We start from the raw sequence: 15,879 nt of genomic DNA, 5'->3' as shown, positions 1-15,879 counted from the left end.
CCCTCTATCCGCCGTCGGCTCTCATCCGCCCCAGATATGTCCGAGATTTTGCCAGTGATTCGCCGAGTCGCTCGGGACTCACGGGCTCAGCTGTCATGCGTCTACTCGCAGCGCTTTCGTTGTCGGCAGTAAGGCGATAGACCGTGCGTTCGAGAATTGGCAGGATCTCGGTGATTGCCAAGGTGCCGGTGGCGAATCGACCGATGAGGGCCACGACCATATTGGAGAGGATGATCGCGACGTCTTCGATATAGTCCGGATCCACATCGCGCAGCCCCATCTCGGCTATCGGCAACATCGCGGACAGGCCCTGCTCGTCGAGGCGCTGTCCACCGGGGCCCGACCGGGCATAGTGGTAAGCCTCGAGCATTCTCGGATTCCGCTCCCATGGCTCGAATACACACCGCAGGACCCGCATCATCAGCTCCCGGACGGTTTCGCCGGGCGATGGCGGAGCTACCTCGGCATACGCATGGTCGGTCATCCACTGCTGGAGGGCGGACACGATCAGTTCGTCTCGAGTCGGAAAGATCTTGTAAATCCTGGCAAGTGAGACGCGTGCACGGCTCGCGACCGTGCGGAGTTGCACGGCGTCATAGCCGTCCGACGCGAGCAGATCCAGAACCACCGCGATGATGCGAACAGTCGCGTCAGACTCTTGCCCTCTACCCACCCCATCATGGTAACTTCGTTACTGGTAACCAGGTTACCGAGATGGGATCACACCCCCGAACCCCTGTTGACGGTGCGTGCTACCAGCACCTGCCCGACTGCGTTGACCTGTCACCGTGCCGCCTGCGGGTGCTGAGCGCACGCACCGATTCCGCGGGCGCAGCCTGCCCGAACCCGAATTCGTCCGCACCTGTCGATCAGCGCCTACTCGAGGCGCCCTCACCGTCGAGGGCCAACGCCATCCATGACTTCATCGCTCAGTTCCCTGGCGCGACGCTCGTTCGTCATCGTCGCAGCCACAGCCGCACTACTACCCGTCAGCGTCTCTTCCGGCCAATCACCGTCCGATCCGTTCAGCGGGCCACAACAAGTCACCGCGGTCTCCCACACGTCGGTAGCGCGTGCGACCTGCGGTCCCGGCTCGAGCCCCGAACCCGGCCTCCAAGGCGACGTGCCGGCCGCCGACCGCGACAGCGGCCGCAGCAGGCTCGGCTATAGCTGCAACATTCGGCCAGTGGGCAATCATGCCGGACGGGGAGGTGGTATCACCTCGGCCAGTTTTGAACACTGTGCGTACATCGGGACGTTCTTTCCGGGCAATCTCCTCGGCTCCGAGCAGGGAGTGCGGGTCCTCGATGTCTCCGAACCAGCCGCACCCGTCCACACCGCGACCTTGACCGAGCCGGCGATGTTGGCGGGCACATGGGAAACCCTCAAAGTCAACGTAGCCCGAAAGCTGCTGGTCGGCGCGGGAGTACCCGCGTTGACCGGCGCCGGTCTGCTGTCGGTTTACGACATCTCCGATTGCGCGCACCCACGCTTGCTCAACCCCGGTCCAGGCACCAACTTGTCCATGCCGCTGCCGCTTACCGCACATGAAGGAGGGTTCTCACCCGACGGCAATACCTACTGGAGTTCCGGCGTCGCGCCGGGCTTGGTCACCGCCGTCGACCTCACCGATCCGGCCGCTCCGCACATCATCTGGCAAGGCCTGCCGGGACTATCCATGCACGGGTTCGGCTTCAGCGCCGACGGCAATCGCATGTATCTGGCGAATAATCTCGGCGGCCTCATGATCATGGACATCAGCGCCGTACAACGCCGTGACCCCGATCCGCAGGTTCGGCAACTGGCGGATATGACCTGGACCGATGGTTGGGCGACCCAGCACAGCGTCCCGGTCACCTACAACGGCAAGCCCCACGTTTTCGCCGTCGACGAGTCGGGATCCGGCGGCGTGAAAATCATTGATGTCTCCGATGACCGAAACCCGCGGATCATCAACACGATCAAACTCGCCATCAACCTGGCCGAAAACCAGGACAGCATGATCGCCTCCGCGTCGGGCGGCTCACTGTTCAGCTACGAAGCGCACTACTGCGCCGCGGATCGGCCCGCCGACCCCACCGCGCTGGCCTGCGGCTGGACATCCTCGGGCATACGGGTCTTCGATGTGCACGATCCGCTCGACGTCCGCGAGATCGCCTACTACAACCCGCCCGCCCACACGGGAGAGAACAGCGAACTCTGGAACTCCCCGCACGCCCTCGCGTCGATCATCGGTCCGCCGCTGCTCGCGTCGCCGACCGTGGCCGAAGCGATATTGCAGGGCCAGTTCGACCCTTACCAAGCCGCAGGCCCGAGAACCGGCCGACTCGCGTTCGGCGACCTCTCCACCGACTGGTGCTTCTCGGCTCCCGAATGGCGCGGCGCCCAACTGTGGACAACCTGTGCCGACAACGGATTCCTGACGCTCGAGCTGGCTCCCGACGTCTACGTCCCACCCACCGATCAGCGCTCGACCATCGGATCATGATCCGCAACAGGTGGATCGGGGCCGCGGCGCTCGGCGGACTCGCATTGCTACTGCTCGTCATGGGCGCGGCTCTCGGGCCGACTTTTCTGCCCGGGAAACACAGGCCACTCGCGATCCTGGACGATGCCGAGATCGGCTTCATCCAAGACATGGTCGCCCACCACAATCAGGCGCTGCTGATGGTGCAGCGCCTGGATCCGGCGGCCGATCCGACCGTACGAACATTGGCGCGGCAGATCGCGGACACCCAGCGAACCGAAATCGGAATGTTCCTCGGCTGGCTGCGCCTCGCCGGGACGAGCACCACCAATCCTCGGCCGATGGCGTGGATGCACCGGGGCCAGCCGAACGCCGCAGGCCACCACGCCGGCGCACCTCAGCACACAGACGGCCGGATGCCGGGCATGGCGAGCCGAGCCGAACTCGACGCCCTCGCCGCGGCGCGGGGAACGCAAGCGGAAATCCAATTCCTGCGCTTGATGCAGCGCCACCACCATGGCGGTATCCAGATGGCGCGCGCCGTGGACGACCTCCTGGTCGGCGGCGTGGTGAAGCAGTCAGCGCGCGACATGATCTCCACGCAAGGACAGGAAGTCGGTCTGATGGTCCTGCTGCTGTCTCAGCGGGCGGCGTAGCCGATGCTCGGCGCGCCCTCCCGATGACCGCGTCATCGATCCCGAAATCACTTTCTCAGCACCCTGAAGGTTTGGCATGTCAGTAATCTCGCGCCGCTCCCTGTTGGTGGGGGCGGCCGCAGCCGGTGCCCTTCTGACCGGTACCCGGAAAATCGATGTGCGGAATGGCATCGCCGCACGAGTCAACAGCGTCCCGCTGACTCGGGAAGAGCACCGCGTCGTCGTCGTGGGATCGGGATTCGGCGGCGGGGTGACCGCCCTACGGCTGGCCGAGGCGGGCGTTCCGGTGCTGGTACTAGAGCGCGGTATGCGCTGGCCTACCGGACCGAACGCCGACACGTTCCCGCGGGCCTCCGCACCGGACAAGCGGATACTGTGGTACCGCTCCAGCCCGGAATTATTCGGCAGGCCCATGCTTTTCGAGCCGTACACCGGCCTGGTCGAGGCGGTACCCGGGGAGAATATGACGGCCTTGTGCGCCGCGGGTCTCGGTGGCGGGTCGCTGATCTATCAGGGCATGTCGTTGCAACCGTCGGAAGCGGTATTCAGCACGCATTTTCCGGAGAAGCTCGATTGGGCGACCATGGATCGAGTGCACTACCCGAGAGTGGCGCGCATGCTGAATCTTGCGGTGGCACCCGATGAGCTGATCGCGAACTCGAACTACGCGGCGGCCCGCTTCTTCGCCGAGCGCGTGCGGCGGGCCGGGCTGCCACTATCGAAGATTCCGATGCCCATCGACTGGGACTTCGCGCTGGCCGAGTTGCGCGGTGCGATGACGCCGTCGTACACCAACGGTGACGGCGCCATGGGCGTGAACAACGGCGGCAAACACTCGGTCGACGTCACCTATCTCGCCGCGGCCGAAGCGACCGGGCGCGTGACGGTGCGAACCCTGCACCAGGTCACCGATGTCGAACGCGCCGCCGATGGACGTTGGGTGGTACACGTCGAGCGGCTCGACACCTCCGGCGCCGTGCTGGAGAACAAGATCATCACGACCGACGCCCTGGTGCTGGCGGCCGGCAGCCTCAACACGACCAGGCTGCTGGTCCGGGCCGCCGCGAAGGGCCAGATCCCCGACCCGCCCGACGAGCTCGGCCAAGGCTGGGGAACGAACGCCGACCGGATCTACGTGTGGACCGACCCCGCGGCGAATTTCGGTACCGCTCAGGGCGGCCCGGTGGTCTACGGAAGCCAGAACTGGGACGATCCACACACCGCCCACACTCTTATCCAAGCCTCCATACCGCCGCTGTCGATGGATCCCCATAGCACCATGATGGTCGGATACGGCGTCAGCACAGGGCGCGGCCGGTTCGTCTACGACTCGGCCGAAGACGACGCCACCTTGCACTGGCCGGCCGACGGAGACTCCTACATCCAGGACAACCACATCGGACCCACCGCGCACACGATCGCGGGCGCGGCGAGTGCACTGCTCGACACCAATGCGCTCTTTCCGTCCACCTGGCATCCCCTCGGCGGGGCGAGCATGGGCACGGTATGCGATCTCGAGGGCCGAGTCTTGGGCCAGCGCGGCCTGTACGTGCTCGACGGCGCGCTCATGCCGGGCAACACCGCCGCGTGCAACCCGTCGATGACCATCGCCGCGGTCGCGGAACGAGCCCTCGACCACCTGGTAGCCCATGATGTGGGAACCGTGATCTGACATCGGTCGCGTGGCAGCGGTCTCCTCGCAGCCCTGATGCGACCGCCCTGAGTGCTCACCCGGACGCAGATGGTGGTCCGCACGCGGACACCGGCGAAGCCTCGCAGGCCGGGACGCAGGAGCAGCCGCAAGCGGGATCGTCCGGTCCCGGAGGACCTCGCGGCCGGAACGGCCAGAATTCCCGCAGCAGGCGCAGCCGCGCAGACGCCTCGATCAGGCGATCGTCGCTTGCAGGCGGGAGCCGGTGCGGCCGCGGACGACGTGCAGGCGGCTGGGAATGCGTTGGCGCATTTCGTCGACGTGGCTGACCACGCCGACCACACGGCCACCGGCACGAAGTTCGTCGAGGACCCCCATGACGGCGTCCAGGCTGTCGGCGTCCAGGCCGCCGAAGCCCTCGTCGATGAAGAGGGTGTCCAGCACGACGCCACCGGATTCGGCCGCGACCGTATCGGCCAAGCCGAGTGCCAATGACAGTGAAGCCATGAAGGTCTCGCCGCCGGAAAGCGTTTTGGCGGGGCGGATGGCTCCGGTGTAGTCGTCGCGGATGTCGAGGCCGAGCCCGCCGCGGCGACCGCGCGGACCCGCCTTGTCGGAGTGGACGAATTCGTAACGGCCACCGGACATCTTGCGCAACCGCAACGACCCCGCCTGCGCTACTTCTTCCAGGCGGGCGGCCAGCACGTAGGAGTGCAGGGACATGTGGCGGTTGTTCGCGCCGCGCCCGGCGACCACGTCGGCGAGTCCCTTCAGCTCCTCGAAGGCCTGCTGGGCCGGTGCGATCCGGTCGACAGCGGCCCAGAGCTGACCCACCAGGTCCTCGAGCTGGCTCGCCCGCCTGCTGGCTTCGGCATGGGTGGCCACCGCGGCGTTCAGGCTGCTCTGCGCGGCCGCTACCCGCGCGTCGAGTTCGGTCGGATCACCGGGCTCCAGCGCCGCCGCGGCCTGGATCTCCGGTTCCGCCAGAACGGCTTCCGCGTGGGCGCGGGCCCGGTCGGCCGCCAAGAGTTCGGCTTCGATCTCAGCCTGCTGCCCGGGCGTACGGGACGCGGCGGCGACGACCTTCGCGTATGCGGTCAGCAAGGCGATGTCGTCGCGTGGACCGGACTTCGCGGCCTCGCGATGCACGACGCCGGAATCCGGGTCGCCGACTTCCGCCGGTACGGCACCGGACCGGTCTGCGCTCGCCACCTGCTCCTCCGCGGCAGCCGCCAGGTGCGATTCGGGCACAGAGCAGCCGCCACCGGACGCGGCATCGCCGACCTGCCCTCCTTGGTCGTCCGCGGCAGCCACCAGCCGTGTTGCCGGTACGGAGCCACCGGCACCGGATGCGGGACCGCCGACCGGCTCTTCGGCCACGAAACCGGCAGTGCGGGCGAGCTTTTCGACGCGATCCGCGACAAGCGAGACCTGCTCGCGTGCCGCCAGCGCCTCCGCGCGGGCGTCACGCAGAGCGGACGCCTCGGCGACGAGGGCGGTGAGCCGGGCACGGCGGCGCTCGATGGTCTGGTCGGCACCGGCCGCGGCGCGCAACCGTTCGGTGAGTTCGGTCAGGCGCTTTTCGGCGGAGTCGATGGTGGCGGCGACCGCGCTGCGGCGGGCATCGCATTCGCGCAGCTCGTTGTTCAGGCGCGTCTCGTCGTCGCGCAGACGGGCGAGGTCGGCGTTCAGGTCCTCGGCGTGCGCGGCCAGCTCCGCCGTGTCCTCGTAGCGGTCGGTCGCGGCGCGCAATGCGGCAGCGAGCTCCACGCGGTCGGTGTCGCCGCCGCGCGCGACCAGCGCTTCGATCTCGCGCTCCAACCCTGTGATGCGGGCCAGCGCACGGTCGCGGGTGTCCTCGGCCGCGCGCTCGGCGGCCGCGGCGGCTTCCTCCTCGTCCTTGGACACCGCGGTCGCGGTGGGCCGGGCGGGCGCGGGATGATCAGCGGAACCGCACACCGCGCACGGACTTCCGTCGACCAGTTCACCGGCCAGCTCGGCAGCCATTCCGGATAGCCTGCGCTCGCGCAGATCGAGCACGAGTTCCTTGGCGTCGAGGTGCGCCGTGCGGGCGGTGTCGAGCTCGATCCTGGCGTGATCGAGCGCCGTTCGGCGCGCGGCCAGTTCGACGGCGGCCGTCGCGGCGGTCTGCAGTCGCTCGCTTTCCGCGGTCAGGCCGGGCAGCGCCGCGGCCGCCTCGGTCGCCTCGCGCAATCTGGCCTCCGCGCCGGCGAGCGCGGCGGGCAACTGGTCACGTCGCTCGGTGAGTTGGATGATTCGTTCGGCCAGCGTCGTGTCCTCGGCGTGCAGCGCGACGAGCTCGTCACCCAGCCGAGTGGCGGTAGCCGCGTCGGCGCGCACTTCGTCGAGAGCGCCGATCTGCCCGCTCCAGCGCTGAATCGCCGCATCGATGTCGGCGTCGTCGCGCACAGGGGCGTCGTCATCGGACCGGAGCAACTCGGCGCCGCCGAGGTCGGCGCTCGCCGGTTCCCGGAGCCGGTCGGCCAATCGGATTGCCGCGCTGTGCTTTTCGCTGTCCCGCTGCCGCTGCGTCCGGACCGCCGCGCGCGCCTCGTCGATGGCCGCCGCGACCGGCTCCGCCCGGCGCGCCAGTTCGAGTTCGGCTTGCAGCGCGCCGCGCCGTTCGGCGTCGGCCGCGTAATCGTCCAATTGCCGACGGGCCGCGGCCATGCGGCGGCGCAGTTCGTGCAGTCGACGCTGTTGTTCGGCCTGCTCGCGGGTGTGCGCCGACTCCTGCTGGCAGCGTTCGAGCTCGGTGACGGCGGTCGCGAGGTCGGCGCGCGCGGCGGACAGCAGATCTTCCGACCACGTGACCGATTCCGCGATCCCGATCGAATCCGCGACTCCGGCTGCCATGCCGACCTGGGTGATCAGTCGCTTGATGCCCTCGGTGCGTGCGTCCAGATCGGCTTCGGCGGCGCGGCGTTTGTCCGCGAGCCACTGCTCGGCGGTGCCGAAGCGCTTGGTGTCGAAGAGCTTTTCGAGCAGCTTTTCGCGATCTTCGTTGTCCGATCGCAGGAAACGGGCGAAATCGCCCTGCGGCAGCAGCACCACCTGGAAGAACTGATCGGCGCTCATACCGAGCAGGCGAAGGACCTCCTCGCCGATATCGACTATCCGAGCGAGGTTTTCGCCGCGACCGTCCAGCCAGGTCAGCGTGGCCTTCGCGGGCACGGTCCGCATGCCGGTGCCGTCTCGTTTGGGGCGCTCGAATTCGGGGCTGCGGGTGAGCCGCAGTCGCCGGCCGCCCAAGGTCGCTTCCAGCACCACCTGCGGCGGCGTGTGCTCCGGGGCGTGATCGGAGTGCAACCGCTTGCTTTCGCCGCGCGCACCGGGCACCTTGCCGTACAGAGCGAACGCGATCGCGTCCAGCACCGTGGTCTTCCCCGCTCCGGTCTGGCCGTGCAGGAGGAACAGTCCGTCCGCACCGAGCGCGTCGAAGTCGACGACCGTGGTGTCGGCGTACGGGCCGAACGCGGTCATCTCGAGCTTGTGCAGCCTCATGCCACCGCGCTTACCACTGGTCCCGGCCGGACACCCGTCGCGGCGCCTCGACAGCCCTCGAGACGATCATGCGCGATGCGCACTGGACCGATGATCCGCTCGGAGCGCTCTCTCGTATCTGTCCCGCGACGGTGCTCCGATCCGGTGCGCGAGTGCTCGGCTGCGCCTGCTCCTCGCCCACCGCGCTCAGTCATCGCTGCATAGTGCCGACACCCGGCTTCCGCACGTGCGAGCGCACGGCCGCGTTCCTCTCCTTGCTCACCGCACTCGGTCATCCCTGCACCTCGCCGACACCCGGCTCCCGCGAACGCTCTGTTGCGACCACTGCTCGCGCGGCAGGCTCACTCATGCCGACAGATCCTCGGGCGCGGCTACCACGGTCAGCTGCTCCCGTTCCGCGACGGCGGCGGCGAGCGCACGGTCCAGCCAGGTCATCTCGCTCTGGGTCGGGGCGCCGCGGACGTCGGTGAGGAAACTGCGGGCTACTTCGGTGTCGCGGCGGCCGTGCACCCGCTCACGGTAGCGCAGCTCCGGGTTACCCTCGGGCCGTGCCCATTCCACGTGCACGGCGTAGGGGAACCGTTCTCTGAGCTTACGCATGGCGTCGACCGGGCGAGCGATGTCGGTGAGCACCGCGGACACATAGTGCTGTTCGGCCGCGGTGTGCTCCTCCTCGCTCAGCAACTCGTCCAGGGTGCCGGTGAGTTTGCTCAATCCCCGGATCGTCGGCAGCTCCCGCCGCCGCACCGCATCCAAGCCGGACGCGTCCAGGTCGACGATCCACACCGCCTTGCGATGCGAGTTCTCGGCGAACGAATACGGCAGCGGCGAGCCGGAGTAGCGCACCGACTCCGCCAGTGTCTGCGGAGAATGCAGGTGACCGAGCGCCACATAGTCGATGCCTTCGAAGGCGGCCAACGGTACCGTCTCCACTCCCCCGACCGAGATCGACCGTTCCGACCCGGTGGCCTCACCACCGACGACGAAGGCATGCGCCAGCACGACCGTCCGCGCGCCCGGCCGCCGCGCGATGTCGGCGCGAATGCGTGCCATGGCCGCGTCCAGGATTTCGGCGTGCGAGCGGGCCTGTGGCACATCGAGTTCGGCGCGGGTGATCTCTGGTTCCAGGTATGGGATGCCATAGAACGCGACGAGCCCGTGCTCGTCCTGGAGGAGAACCGGACGATCGGCATCGGCGACCGTGGTGCGCAAGTGCAACCCGCCCGCCGCGGCGAAACTGGCGCCCGCGCCCAGCCGGGCAGGCGAATCGTGGTTGCCCGAGGTGGCGACGATCTGCGCCCCGGCCGCCCGGATGGCCTCGAACCCCCGATTGCACACCGCGATCGCGTCGGCGCTCGGGATCGACCGGTCGTACACGTCGCCCGGCAGCACGACCACGTCGACCGACTCCTCGGCCACCAGTTCCGCTATCGCGGTCAGTGAACGAGCCTGGTCGGCAAGCAGATCGACACCGTGAAACGTACGCCCGATGTGCCAGTCCGAGGTGTGCAGCATCCGCATGCCGCGAAACCGTAGGGCAACCCACCGACAGACTTCAATTGCCCTGCCCGCTGTGTCGGGTTTGCCCAGCCACCATACGGCGTGTCCGCCGCGCCGAGCAGCGTGTTCGATCCGGGACCTCGGTTCGTCCCGCGAATCGAATCACCGCGTCTGCCTTCACTTCCCGAGCGCCGGGACACTGGCGACTCCGTATGCCGAGTCACCGAGCGCTATGTGGATCGGATGGCGATCCGCTGGCGGCGTGCCGCCGACACAATACCGAACAGCTACTCGCGCTCGTACTTGTCGGTGGCGTGCGGCACTATCCGCGCTATGACCGCACCCACGCTCGTCGCCCTGACGCTGGTATCCGCGACCGGTTCCGGTTCGGGCTCGACTGGCAGCGGCATGCCGCACGGGCCGGGCCCCGCGCCACGGCGGCGCACGCCCGCCTCGCTACGTCGGCCGGCAACCAGCGCTTTGCCATGGCAGTCGCCCAGCGAGGCCAGTGCGAATGCCACGCGCAGGCGTCCTGCGGCCGATGCGAATACCACGTGCAGGCATCCTCACGACCTCTGCGCGGTGGTAACGCCGTCGGCCGCATTGCGGTCCTCGGGACGGTGACCACGTTGTTGCGCGGCATCACGTTCGGATGGCGGCCGGGGTACCGGCATCGGACGACGGTGCAGCGGCAGGCTGTGAGCCGTGCCACCCACTCTGGCTGACCGGCAAGCACCCCGGACAGGACGGGCGTCCAAGTCGGCAGGGCCGTTGAGGCTGTCAACTACACCGTGACCTCGGTGGAGTCGCGGGGATAGCCCGTATGGCCGTGCCGCCACGCCGCCGAGCGCGGCGGCAACTAGGGTGCATAGCGTGGCTGCTTCCGAACGTGCGCGATCCCGGGTGCCCGCGCCGCAACGCTCGATCCTGCCGTCGGTGCCGGGGATCCCCGTCGGCGCGGCGGTCCTGATCGCGGTTGCCTGCACGTTTGTGGGATTCCTGATCGATGCCAGCGGCGGAGGCGGCGAGCTGACCGGCACGTTCGCCGCGCTGTACATCGTCGGGTGCATGGCGGCCGTCGCGGCCGTGCGCTACCGCGGGCTGTTCAGCACGATGGTGTTGCCGCCGCTCCTGCTGTTCGTCGCCGTGCCACTGGCCTATCAACAGCTCACCGGCCGCGGCTCGACCTCGATGAAGGACATCCTGCTGAACCTGGCGATCCCGCTGGTGAACCGCTTCCCGACCATGATGCTTGCCACACTCGCCGTGGCGCTGATCGGCGGCGCCCGAATCCTGATGCGCCGGCGCGAGGAAGAGGCGAGCAGGCCACTGCCCGTGCGCCGCGGCGCGAGCGGCGGGAAGACGCCCGCCAAGAAGACCAAGCCCGGTCGCTCCTCCGGCACGCTCGCGGAGGCGGCGCGCCGCAAAGCCCGCCGCCCGCGGCCCGAGCCAGACGAGCCCGACCCCGATAACTTGACGACCCCGCCCCCCGCCCGGCCCGTCGGCCCGCGGCCCAGGTCGCCGACACACCGCCACGGGTCGCGCCGGCCCGCCCGCGCGAGGGCCGCGCCCCGGCACGCGGCGGCTCCCGCCCGACCGGGGCCATGCCCCGCGCCGAAGGCGAACCACCGCGTGCACCAGGGGCACGCCGCGACATCCCGCCGCATCCACAGCCCAATGTCCGCTACCGCGAGCGTGATTCGAGCCGCACCGAACGACGCAGGCCGGAGAGTCTGTAGCCAGGGTCCTCTCGCTACAGTTCGCTGCCGCGCAGTGACCTCGCGACTGCGACGAATCGCATGTGATGGCTCGCGTCACCAGAACCGCAGGCATGCTTCGCACCCCTGGTGCTGCCATCCCGCCTGACGCGATCGAATCGGCCCCACCCGTTCCGGCACGCACCCGATTGGCCGCTACATCCGCGGCCAAGTCCCAGCGGCACTCACCCAACCGCCCGTCCACCAAAAGGTGGCGAACATCCGGGGTCGCCCGTTACCGCACACGCGACCCCATCGGCACCAACCCGGTTTTCGAGCGCAGCGCGACAGAGCATTCCCCCGTTCGCGGACCGCGATCGTCTCCGAGCGGCCGCGACGCAGTCGCCAGCGGCGGTCGCTCGGACGCGAGCCTTCAGGAGTCCGCAGACACGCGGCGCCGCAGGCGCCGCACATCGAACACAATCAGCGCCGGGCCTCGCGCAGCTCTCGGGGCAGCGCGAAGACGAGCGTCTCGTTGGCCGTGGTGACCGGCTGGACATCGCCGTAGCCGTGCTCGGCCAGCATGTCCAGCACGCCGCGGACCAGGATCTCGGGGACCGACGCGCCCGAGGTGATGCCGATCGTGCGGACGCCGTCGAGCCAGGCCGGGTCGACCTCGCGGGCGAAGTCCACCAGGTGGGCGGCCTTGGCGCCCGCACCGAGCGCCACCTCGACCAGCCGCACCGAGTTCGAGGAGTTACGCGAACCGACCACGATCACCAGGTCGCATTCCGGCGCCATCGCCTTCACCGCGACCTGGCGGTTCTGCGTGGCGTAGCAGATGTCGTCGCTCGGCGGATCCTGCAGGCCGGGGAAACGCTGCCGCAGCCGCTGCACCGTCTCCATCGTCTCGTCCACGCTCAGCGTGGTCTGCGAGAGCCAGATCACCTTGGACTCGTCGCGCACGGTGACCTTGTCCACCGCATCCGGCCCGTCGACCAGCTGGACGTGCTTGGGCGCCTCGCCGGCGGTGCCCTCGACCTCCTCGTGCCCCTCGTGGCCGATCAGCAGGATGTCGTAGTCGTCGCGGGCGAACCGTTTGGCCTCTTGGTGCACCTTGGTGACCAGCGGGCAGGTCGCGTCGATGGTGTGCAGATTGCGCGTGGCGGCGGACTCGTGCACCGCGGGTGAGACGCCGTGCGCGGAGAAGACGACGACCGCACCCTCGGGGACCTCGTCGGTCTCGTCGACGAAGACCACGCCGCGCTCGCGCAGCGTCTCCACCACGTGCCGGTTGTGCACGATCTCCTTGCGCACGTAGATCGGGGCGCCGTGCTTTTCCAGCGCCTTCTCGACGGTTTCGACGGCACGGTCGACGCCGGCGCAGTACCCGCGCGGCTCGGCGAGCAGCACACGCTTTCCGCCGTCGGCGTTCGCGACGCCTGCCGAGCGGGCGATTCCGACGTTCAGGGGAATGGCCGAAGACATGCCCACAGGATACGTGCGGCCCGGGGGTTCGCCACGTCCGGGAGTTGTCCGTCACACCGCCCTGCTACCGGCCGCCAGCTGGGCCGGAAGATCACCACGGAACAGGGCGCCGCGACGCGCGGGTGACCGCCACGAATACTCGCGGCGCGACCCGCGGTCTATTCTCCGGATATGAGCGCAGCGCCGCGTAATTCCGGCCGATCCGCCACGCGCCGGGGCGGACGGATATTCGAGCGCACCCCCCTCCTTTGCATAACACACCATTTCGGGCAGGCTAGGATCATGCTTCGACCACCCTTTCTGGCCCGGGTCGCCGCCGGCGCCGCCGTATACGCCCTCGAGGAAACCCGCCGGCTACCCACGGCGGCAATGAATTTCCCGATCACGGCCATCAGTCAGCTGCTGCAGACGACGATGCACGTCCAGCAGTTCGTGACCAGCCTGGCCCTGAAGGGCGACGTGGTTTTCGACCGTTTGGCCAACCGCCCGGTCGAGCAGCCGGAATGGGCCACGTTCGACGAAGACCTCGACGACGATTCGAGTCCCGCAACCAACCACACCAGTCGATTCGATCTCTACACCGCCGACGAGCCCGAAACGGTCCGCACGCCGGAAACCTTTCCTGCCGACGCCGCCCGCGCCACCGAGACCAACGGCCACACCACCTCCGCGCCGTCCATCGATGCTCCGGCCGAGTCGAAAAGCGCTGAGCCGGAATCCGCATCGGATCCCGAGCCCGCCGCGCCCGAGATCGTGGAACCGGAAGTCGCCACCCGCTACGACTACCTCAACATGACCCTGGCCCAGCTGCGGGCCCGGCTGCGCATGCTGACCGTCGAAGACCTCACCGCGCTGCTGGAGTACGAGCAGCAGACCCGTGCCAGGGCGGCGTTCGTGACCATGCTGACGAACCGGATCGCCACCGTCCGGGCCCAGTGACCGACCCTCGGACGCCCGCCTCGCCGACGGCTGGCCGGGAGACCTCCGGCCAACCCGCCGCCGCACCGGCCAACTCCGCCGAGCACCCCTGGCCGGTGCGTTCCGTGGCCGTCAAGGTCGCCCAGTGGATCGACCGGCTCGGCAGCATCTGGGTGGAGGGCCAGATCACCCAGATCAACCTGCGCCCCGGCACGCGCACCGCGTTCCTGGTGCTGCGCGACCCGTCCGCCGACATGTCCCTCTCGGTGACCTGCGATCCGGACCTCATCCGCAACTCCCCGCTCCCGCTGCACGAGGGCAGCCGGGTGGTGGTCTACGGCAAACTCTCCTTCTTCACCGGACGCGGCACGATCTCGTTGCGCGTGCTGGAGATCCGGCCGGTCGGCATCGGCGAGCTGCTGGCCCGCATCGAGCGGCTGAAGGCGCTGCTGGCCGCCGAGGGCCTGTTCGATCCCCGGCTCAAGCGCCCGCTTCCATTCCTGCCCGGAACGATCGGGCTGATCACCGGCCGCGCGAGCGCCGCGGAACGCGATGTGCTCAGCGTCGCGCGCAATCGGTGGCCCGCGGTGCGTTTCGAGATCCGCAACACCGCGGTTCAGGGACCCACCGCGGTGCCGCAGATGCTCGCCGCGCTGGCCGAACTCGATCGCCACCCCGCCGTCGAGGTGATCGTGCTCGCGCGCGGTGGCGGCAGCGTGGAAGACCTGCTGCCGTTCTCCGACGAGGCGTTGTGCCGCGCCATCGTGGCCGCGACCACCCCGATCGTCAGCGCGGTCGGCCACGAACCCGACAATCCGCTCAGCGACTTCGTCGCCGATCTGCGCGCGGCCACCCCGACCGACGCCGCCAAGCGCATCGTCCCGGACGCCGCCGCCGAGCTGGCCTGCGTCCGTGAGCTGCGCGGCCGCGCCGCCGCCGCGCTGCGCGGCTGGGTGGACCGCGAGACCAGGACGCTCACCCAGCTGCGGTCGCGGCCGGCGCTCGCCGACCCCCTGCGCGAGATCGACCGCCGTCAGGAAGAGATCGAGCGCTTGCGCACGTCGGCGCGCCGCTACGCCGAGCAATGTATCCGCACCGAATCCACCGCTACCAGGCATCTGCGCGAGAAACTCACGGCGGTGGGCCCGGCCGCGACGCTGGCCCGTGGCTACGCTGTCGTACAGCGCGTCACCGGCCGGGAGCGGGTGGTGGTGCGCTCGATCGAGGACGCGCCTCCGGGCAGCCAGTTGCGCATCCGAGTCGCCGACGGCGCCGTCACGGCCGCCGCGCTCGGTGCCAAGGCGCTCGGCACCCCGCACACCGACACAGGGAGGAACTGACCTTGGCCGAGCCCGGCAAGTCAGCGGATGAGGAAACGACGGGCGCCGACCCCGCCGACGAACTGGCCGAGATCGCCGGCTTCGGCTACGAACGCGCCCGGGACGAACTGGTCAACGTGGTGAAGATCCTCGAGCAAGGCGGCCTCGACCTGGACGAATCCCTCGCCCTGTGGGAACGCGGCGAAGCACTGGCCAACCGCTGCGAAGAGCACCTGGCGGGCGCGCGCAAACGCGTGGAGGACGCGCTGCACCGCTCCGACCTGGAACAGCGCGAATGACCATCCGCCGCGCCACCCCGGACATCCACACCACCGACCTGGCCGCCAGCCGCGACTTCTACCGGCTGCTCGGCTTCCATGAGGCGATGGACCTGGGCTGGGTCGTCACGATGGCGTCCCCGTCCAACCCGACCGCCCAAGTTCTGCTCGTCGGCCCGGACGCCGAACAGCTCCAGCCGGACATGAGCGTGGAGGTCGACGACGTCGACGCCGTACACGAAGCGATGACCGCCGCTGGCGCCGACATCGTCTATCCCCTGCGCGACGAGCCGTGGGGCGTACGCCGCTTCTTCGTCCGCGACCCCAGCGGAACCATCGTCAACGTGGTGAGCCACCGCTGACCGACGGCCCCGCCGGGT

The 15,879-nt window shown here is 69.0% G+C and carries 13 protein-coding genes; 8 read left to right on the top strand and 5 right to left on the bottom strand.

The window, feature by feature from the left end; genetic code table 11:
- Positions 1-4: 4 nt before the first annotated feature.
- On the bottom strand, positions 5-628 hold the full coding sequence (locus tag ACWPXK_RS07835) for a TetR family transcriptional regulator (RefSeq protein WP_454195297.1): 624 nt from the start codon (positions 626-628) through the stop codon (positions 5-7).
- Between the two features lie 288 nt (positions 629-916).
- On the opposite strand from ACWPXK_RS07835, the gene ACWPXK_RS07830 reads away from it, so the two are divergent.
- The 3 genes from ACWPXK_RS07830 (at position 917) to ACWPXK_RS07820 (ending at position 4,795) form a co-directional block, all read left to right on the top strand.
- Positions 917-2,488 (top strand): LVIVD repeat-containing protein, encoded by a 1,572-nt coding sequence (locus tag ACWPXK_RS07830; RefSeq protein ID WP_454195296.1) that lies wholly within the window; start codon positions 917-919, stop codon positions 2,486-2,488.
- Positions 2,485-3,123: a DUF305 domain-containing protein gene (locus ACWPXK_RS07825; RefSeq protein ID WP_454195295.1), complete on the top strand. Its 639-nt coding sequence runs from the start codon at positions 2,485-2,487 to the stop codon at positions 3,121-3,123. Before ACWPXK_RS07830 ends, ACWPXK_RS07825 begins: the two co-directional genes overlap by 4 nt.
- Positions 3,124-3,199: 76 nt before the next feature.
- Positions 3,200-4,795, top strand: a complete 1,596-nt coding sequence (locus ACWPXK_RS07820; protein WP_454195294.1) for a GMC oxidoreductase — start codon at positions 3,200-3,202, stop codon at positions 4,793-4,795.
- Positions 4,796-5,008: 213 nt separating this feature from the next.
- Here the strand turns inward: ACWPXK_RS07820 and ACWPXK_RS07815 are convergent, their stop codons facing one another.
- The 3 genes from ACWPXK_RS07815 to ACWPXK_RS07805 all read right to left on the bottom strand — a co-directional run bounded on the left by ACWPXK_RS07815 (position 5,009) and on the right by ACWPXK_RS07805 (position 10,353).
- Positions 5,009-8,299: an AAA family ATPase gene (locus ACWPXK_RS07815; protein WP_454195293.1), complete on the bottom strand. Its 3,291-nt coding sequence runs from the start codon at positions 8,297-8,299 to the stop codon at positions 5,009-5,011.
- 345 nt (positions 8,300-8,644) lie between these two features.
- Positions 8,645-9,820, bottom strand: coding sequence for an exonuclease SbcCD subunit D (locus tag ACWPXK_RS07810; RefSeq protein WP_454195292.1), 1,176 nt, complete (start codon positions 9,818-9,820; stop codon positions 8,645-8,647).
- A gap of 266 nt (positions 9,821-10,086) precedes the next feature.
- The gene (locus ACWPXK_RS07805) at positions 10,087-10,353 is read right to left on the bottom strand and encodes a hypothetical protein (RefSeq protein WP_454195291.1); all 267 of its coding nucleotides are present in this window, start codon (positions 10,351-10,353) and stop codon (positions 10,087-10,089) included.
- A gap of 319 nt (positions 10,354-10,672) precedes the next feature.
- On the opposite strand from ACWPXK_RS07805, the gene ACWPXK_RS07800 reads away from it, so the two are divergent.
- Positions 10,673-11,665: a DUF6542 domain-containing protein gene (locus ACWPXK_RS07800; RefSeq protein WP_454195290.1), complete on the top strand. Its 993-nt coding sequence runs from the start codon at positions 10,673-10,675 to the stop codon at positions 11,663-11,665.
- A 314-nt stretch (positions 11,666-11,979) separates the two neighbouring features.
- Here ACWPXK_RS07800 and ACWPXK_RS07795 read toward each other — a convergent pair whose 3' ends face one another.
- A complete protein-coding gene (locus ACWPXK_RS07795) occupies positions 11,980-12,984 on the bottom strand; it encodes a 4-hydroxy-3-methylbut-2-enyl diphosphate reductase (protein WP_454195289.1) in 1,005 nt (334 codons plus the stop codon).
- A 282-nt stretch (positions 12,985-13,266) separates the two neighbouring features.
- Between ACWPXK_RS07795 and ACWPXK_RS07790 the strand changes: the two genes are divergently transcribed.
- The 4 genes from ACWPXK_RS07790 (at position 13,267) to ACWPXK_RS07775 (ending at position 15,861) form a co-directional block, all read left to right on the top strand.
- Entirely contained in the window at positions 13,267-13,923 is a 657-nt protein-coding gene (locus tag ACWPXK_RS07790) for a lipid droplet-associated protein (protein ID WP_454195288.1), read from the top strand.
- The gene (xseA, locus tag ACWPXK_RS07785; protein ID WP_454195287.1) at positions 13,920-15,242 is read left to right on the top strand and encodes an exodeoxyribonuclease VII large subunit; all 1,323 of its coding nucleotides are present in this window, start codon (positions 13,920-13,922) and stop codon (positions 15,240-15,242) included. Before ACWPXK_RS07790 ends, xseA begins: the two co-directional genes overlap by 4 nt.
- A gap of 62 nt (positions 15,243-15,304) precedes the next feature.
- Positions 15,305-15,520: an exodeoxyribonuclease VII small subunit gene (locus tag ACWPXK_RS07780; RefSeq protein WP_364328523.1), complete on the top strand. Its 216-nt coding sequence runs from the start codon at positions 15,305-15,307 to the stop codon at positions 15,518-15,520.
- On the top strand, positions 15,517-15,861 hold the full coding sequence (locus tag ACWPXK_RS07775; RefSeq protein ID WP_454195286.1) for a VOC family protein: 345 nt from the start codon (positions 15,517-15,519) through the stop codon (positions 15,859-15,861). The genes ACWPXK_RS07780 and ACWPXK_RS07775 overlap by 4 nt, the downstream gene beginning before the upstream one ends.
- The last annotated feature ends 18 nt before the right edge of the window (positions 15,862-15,879 follow it).

It is taken from the genome of Nocardia sp. Marseille-Q1738, assembly GCF_965283145.1.
This window is presented reverse-complemented; position numbering and strand designations above follow the sequence as displayed.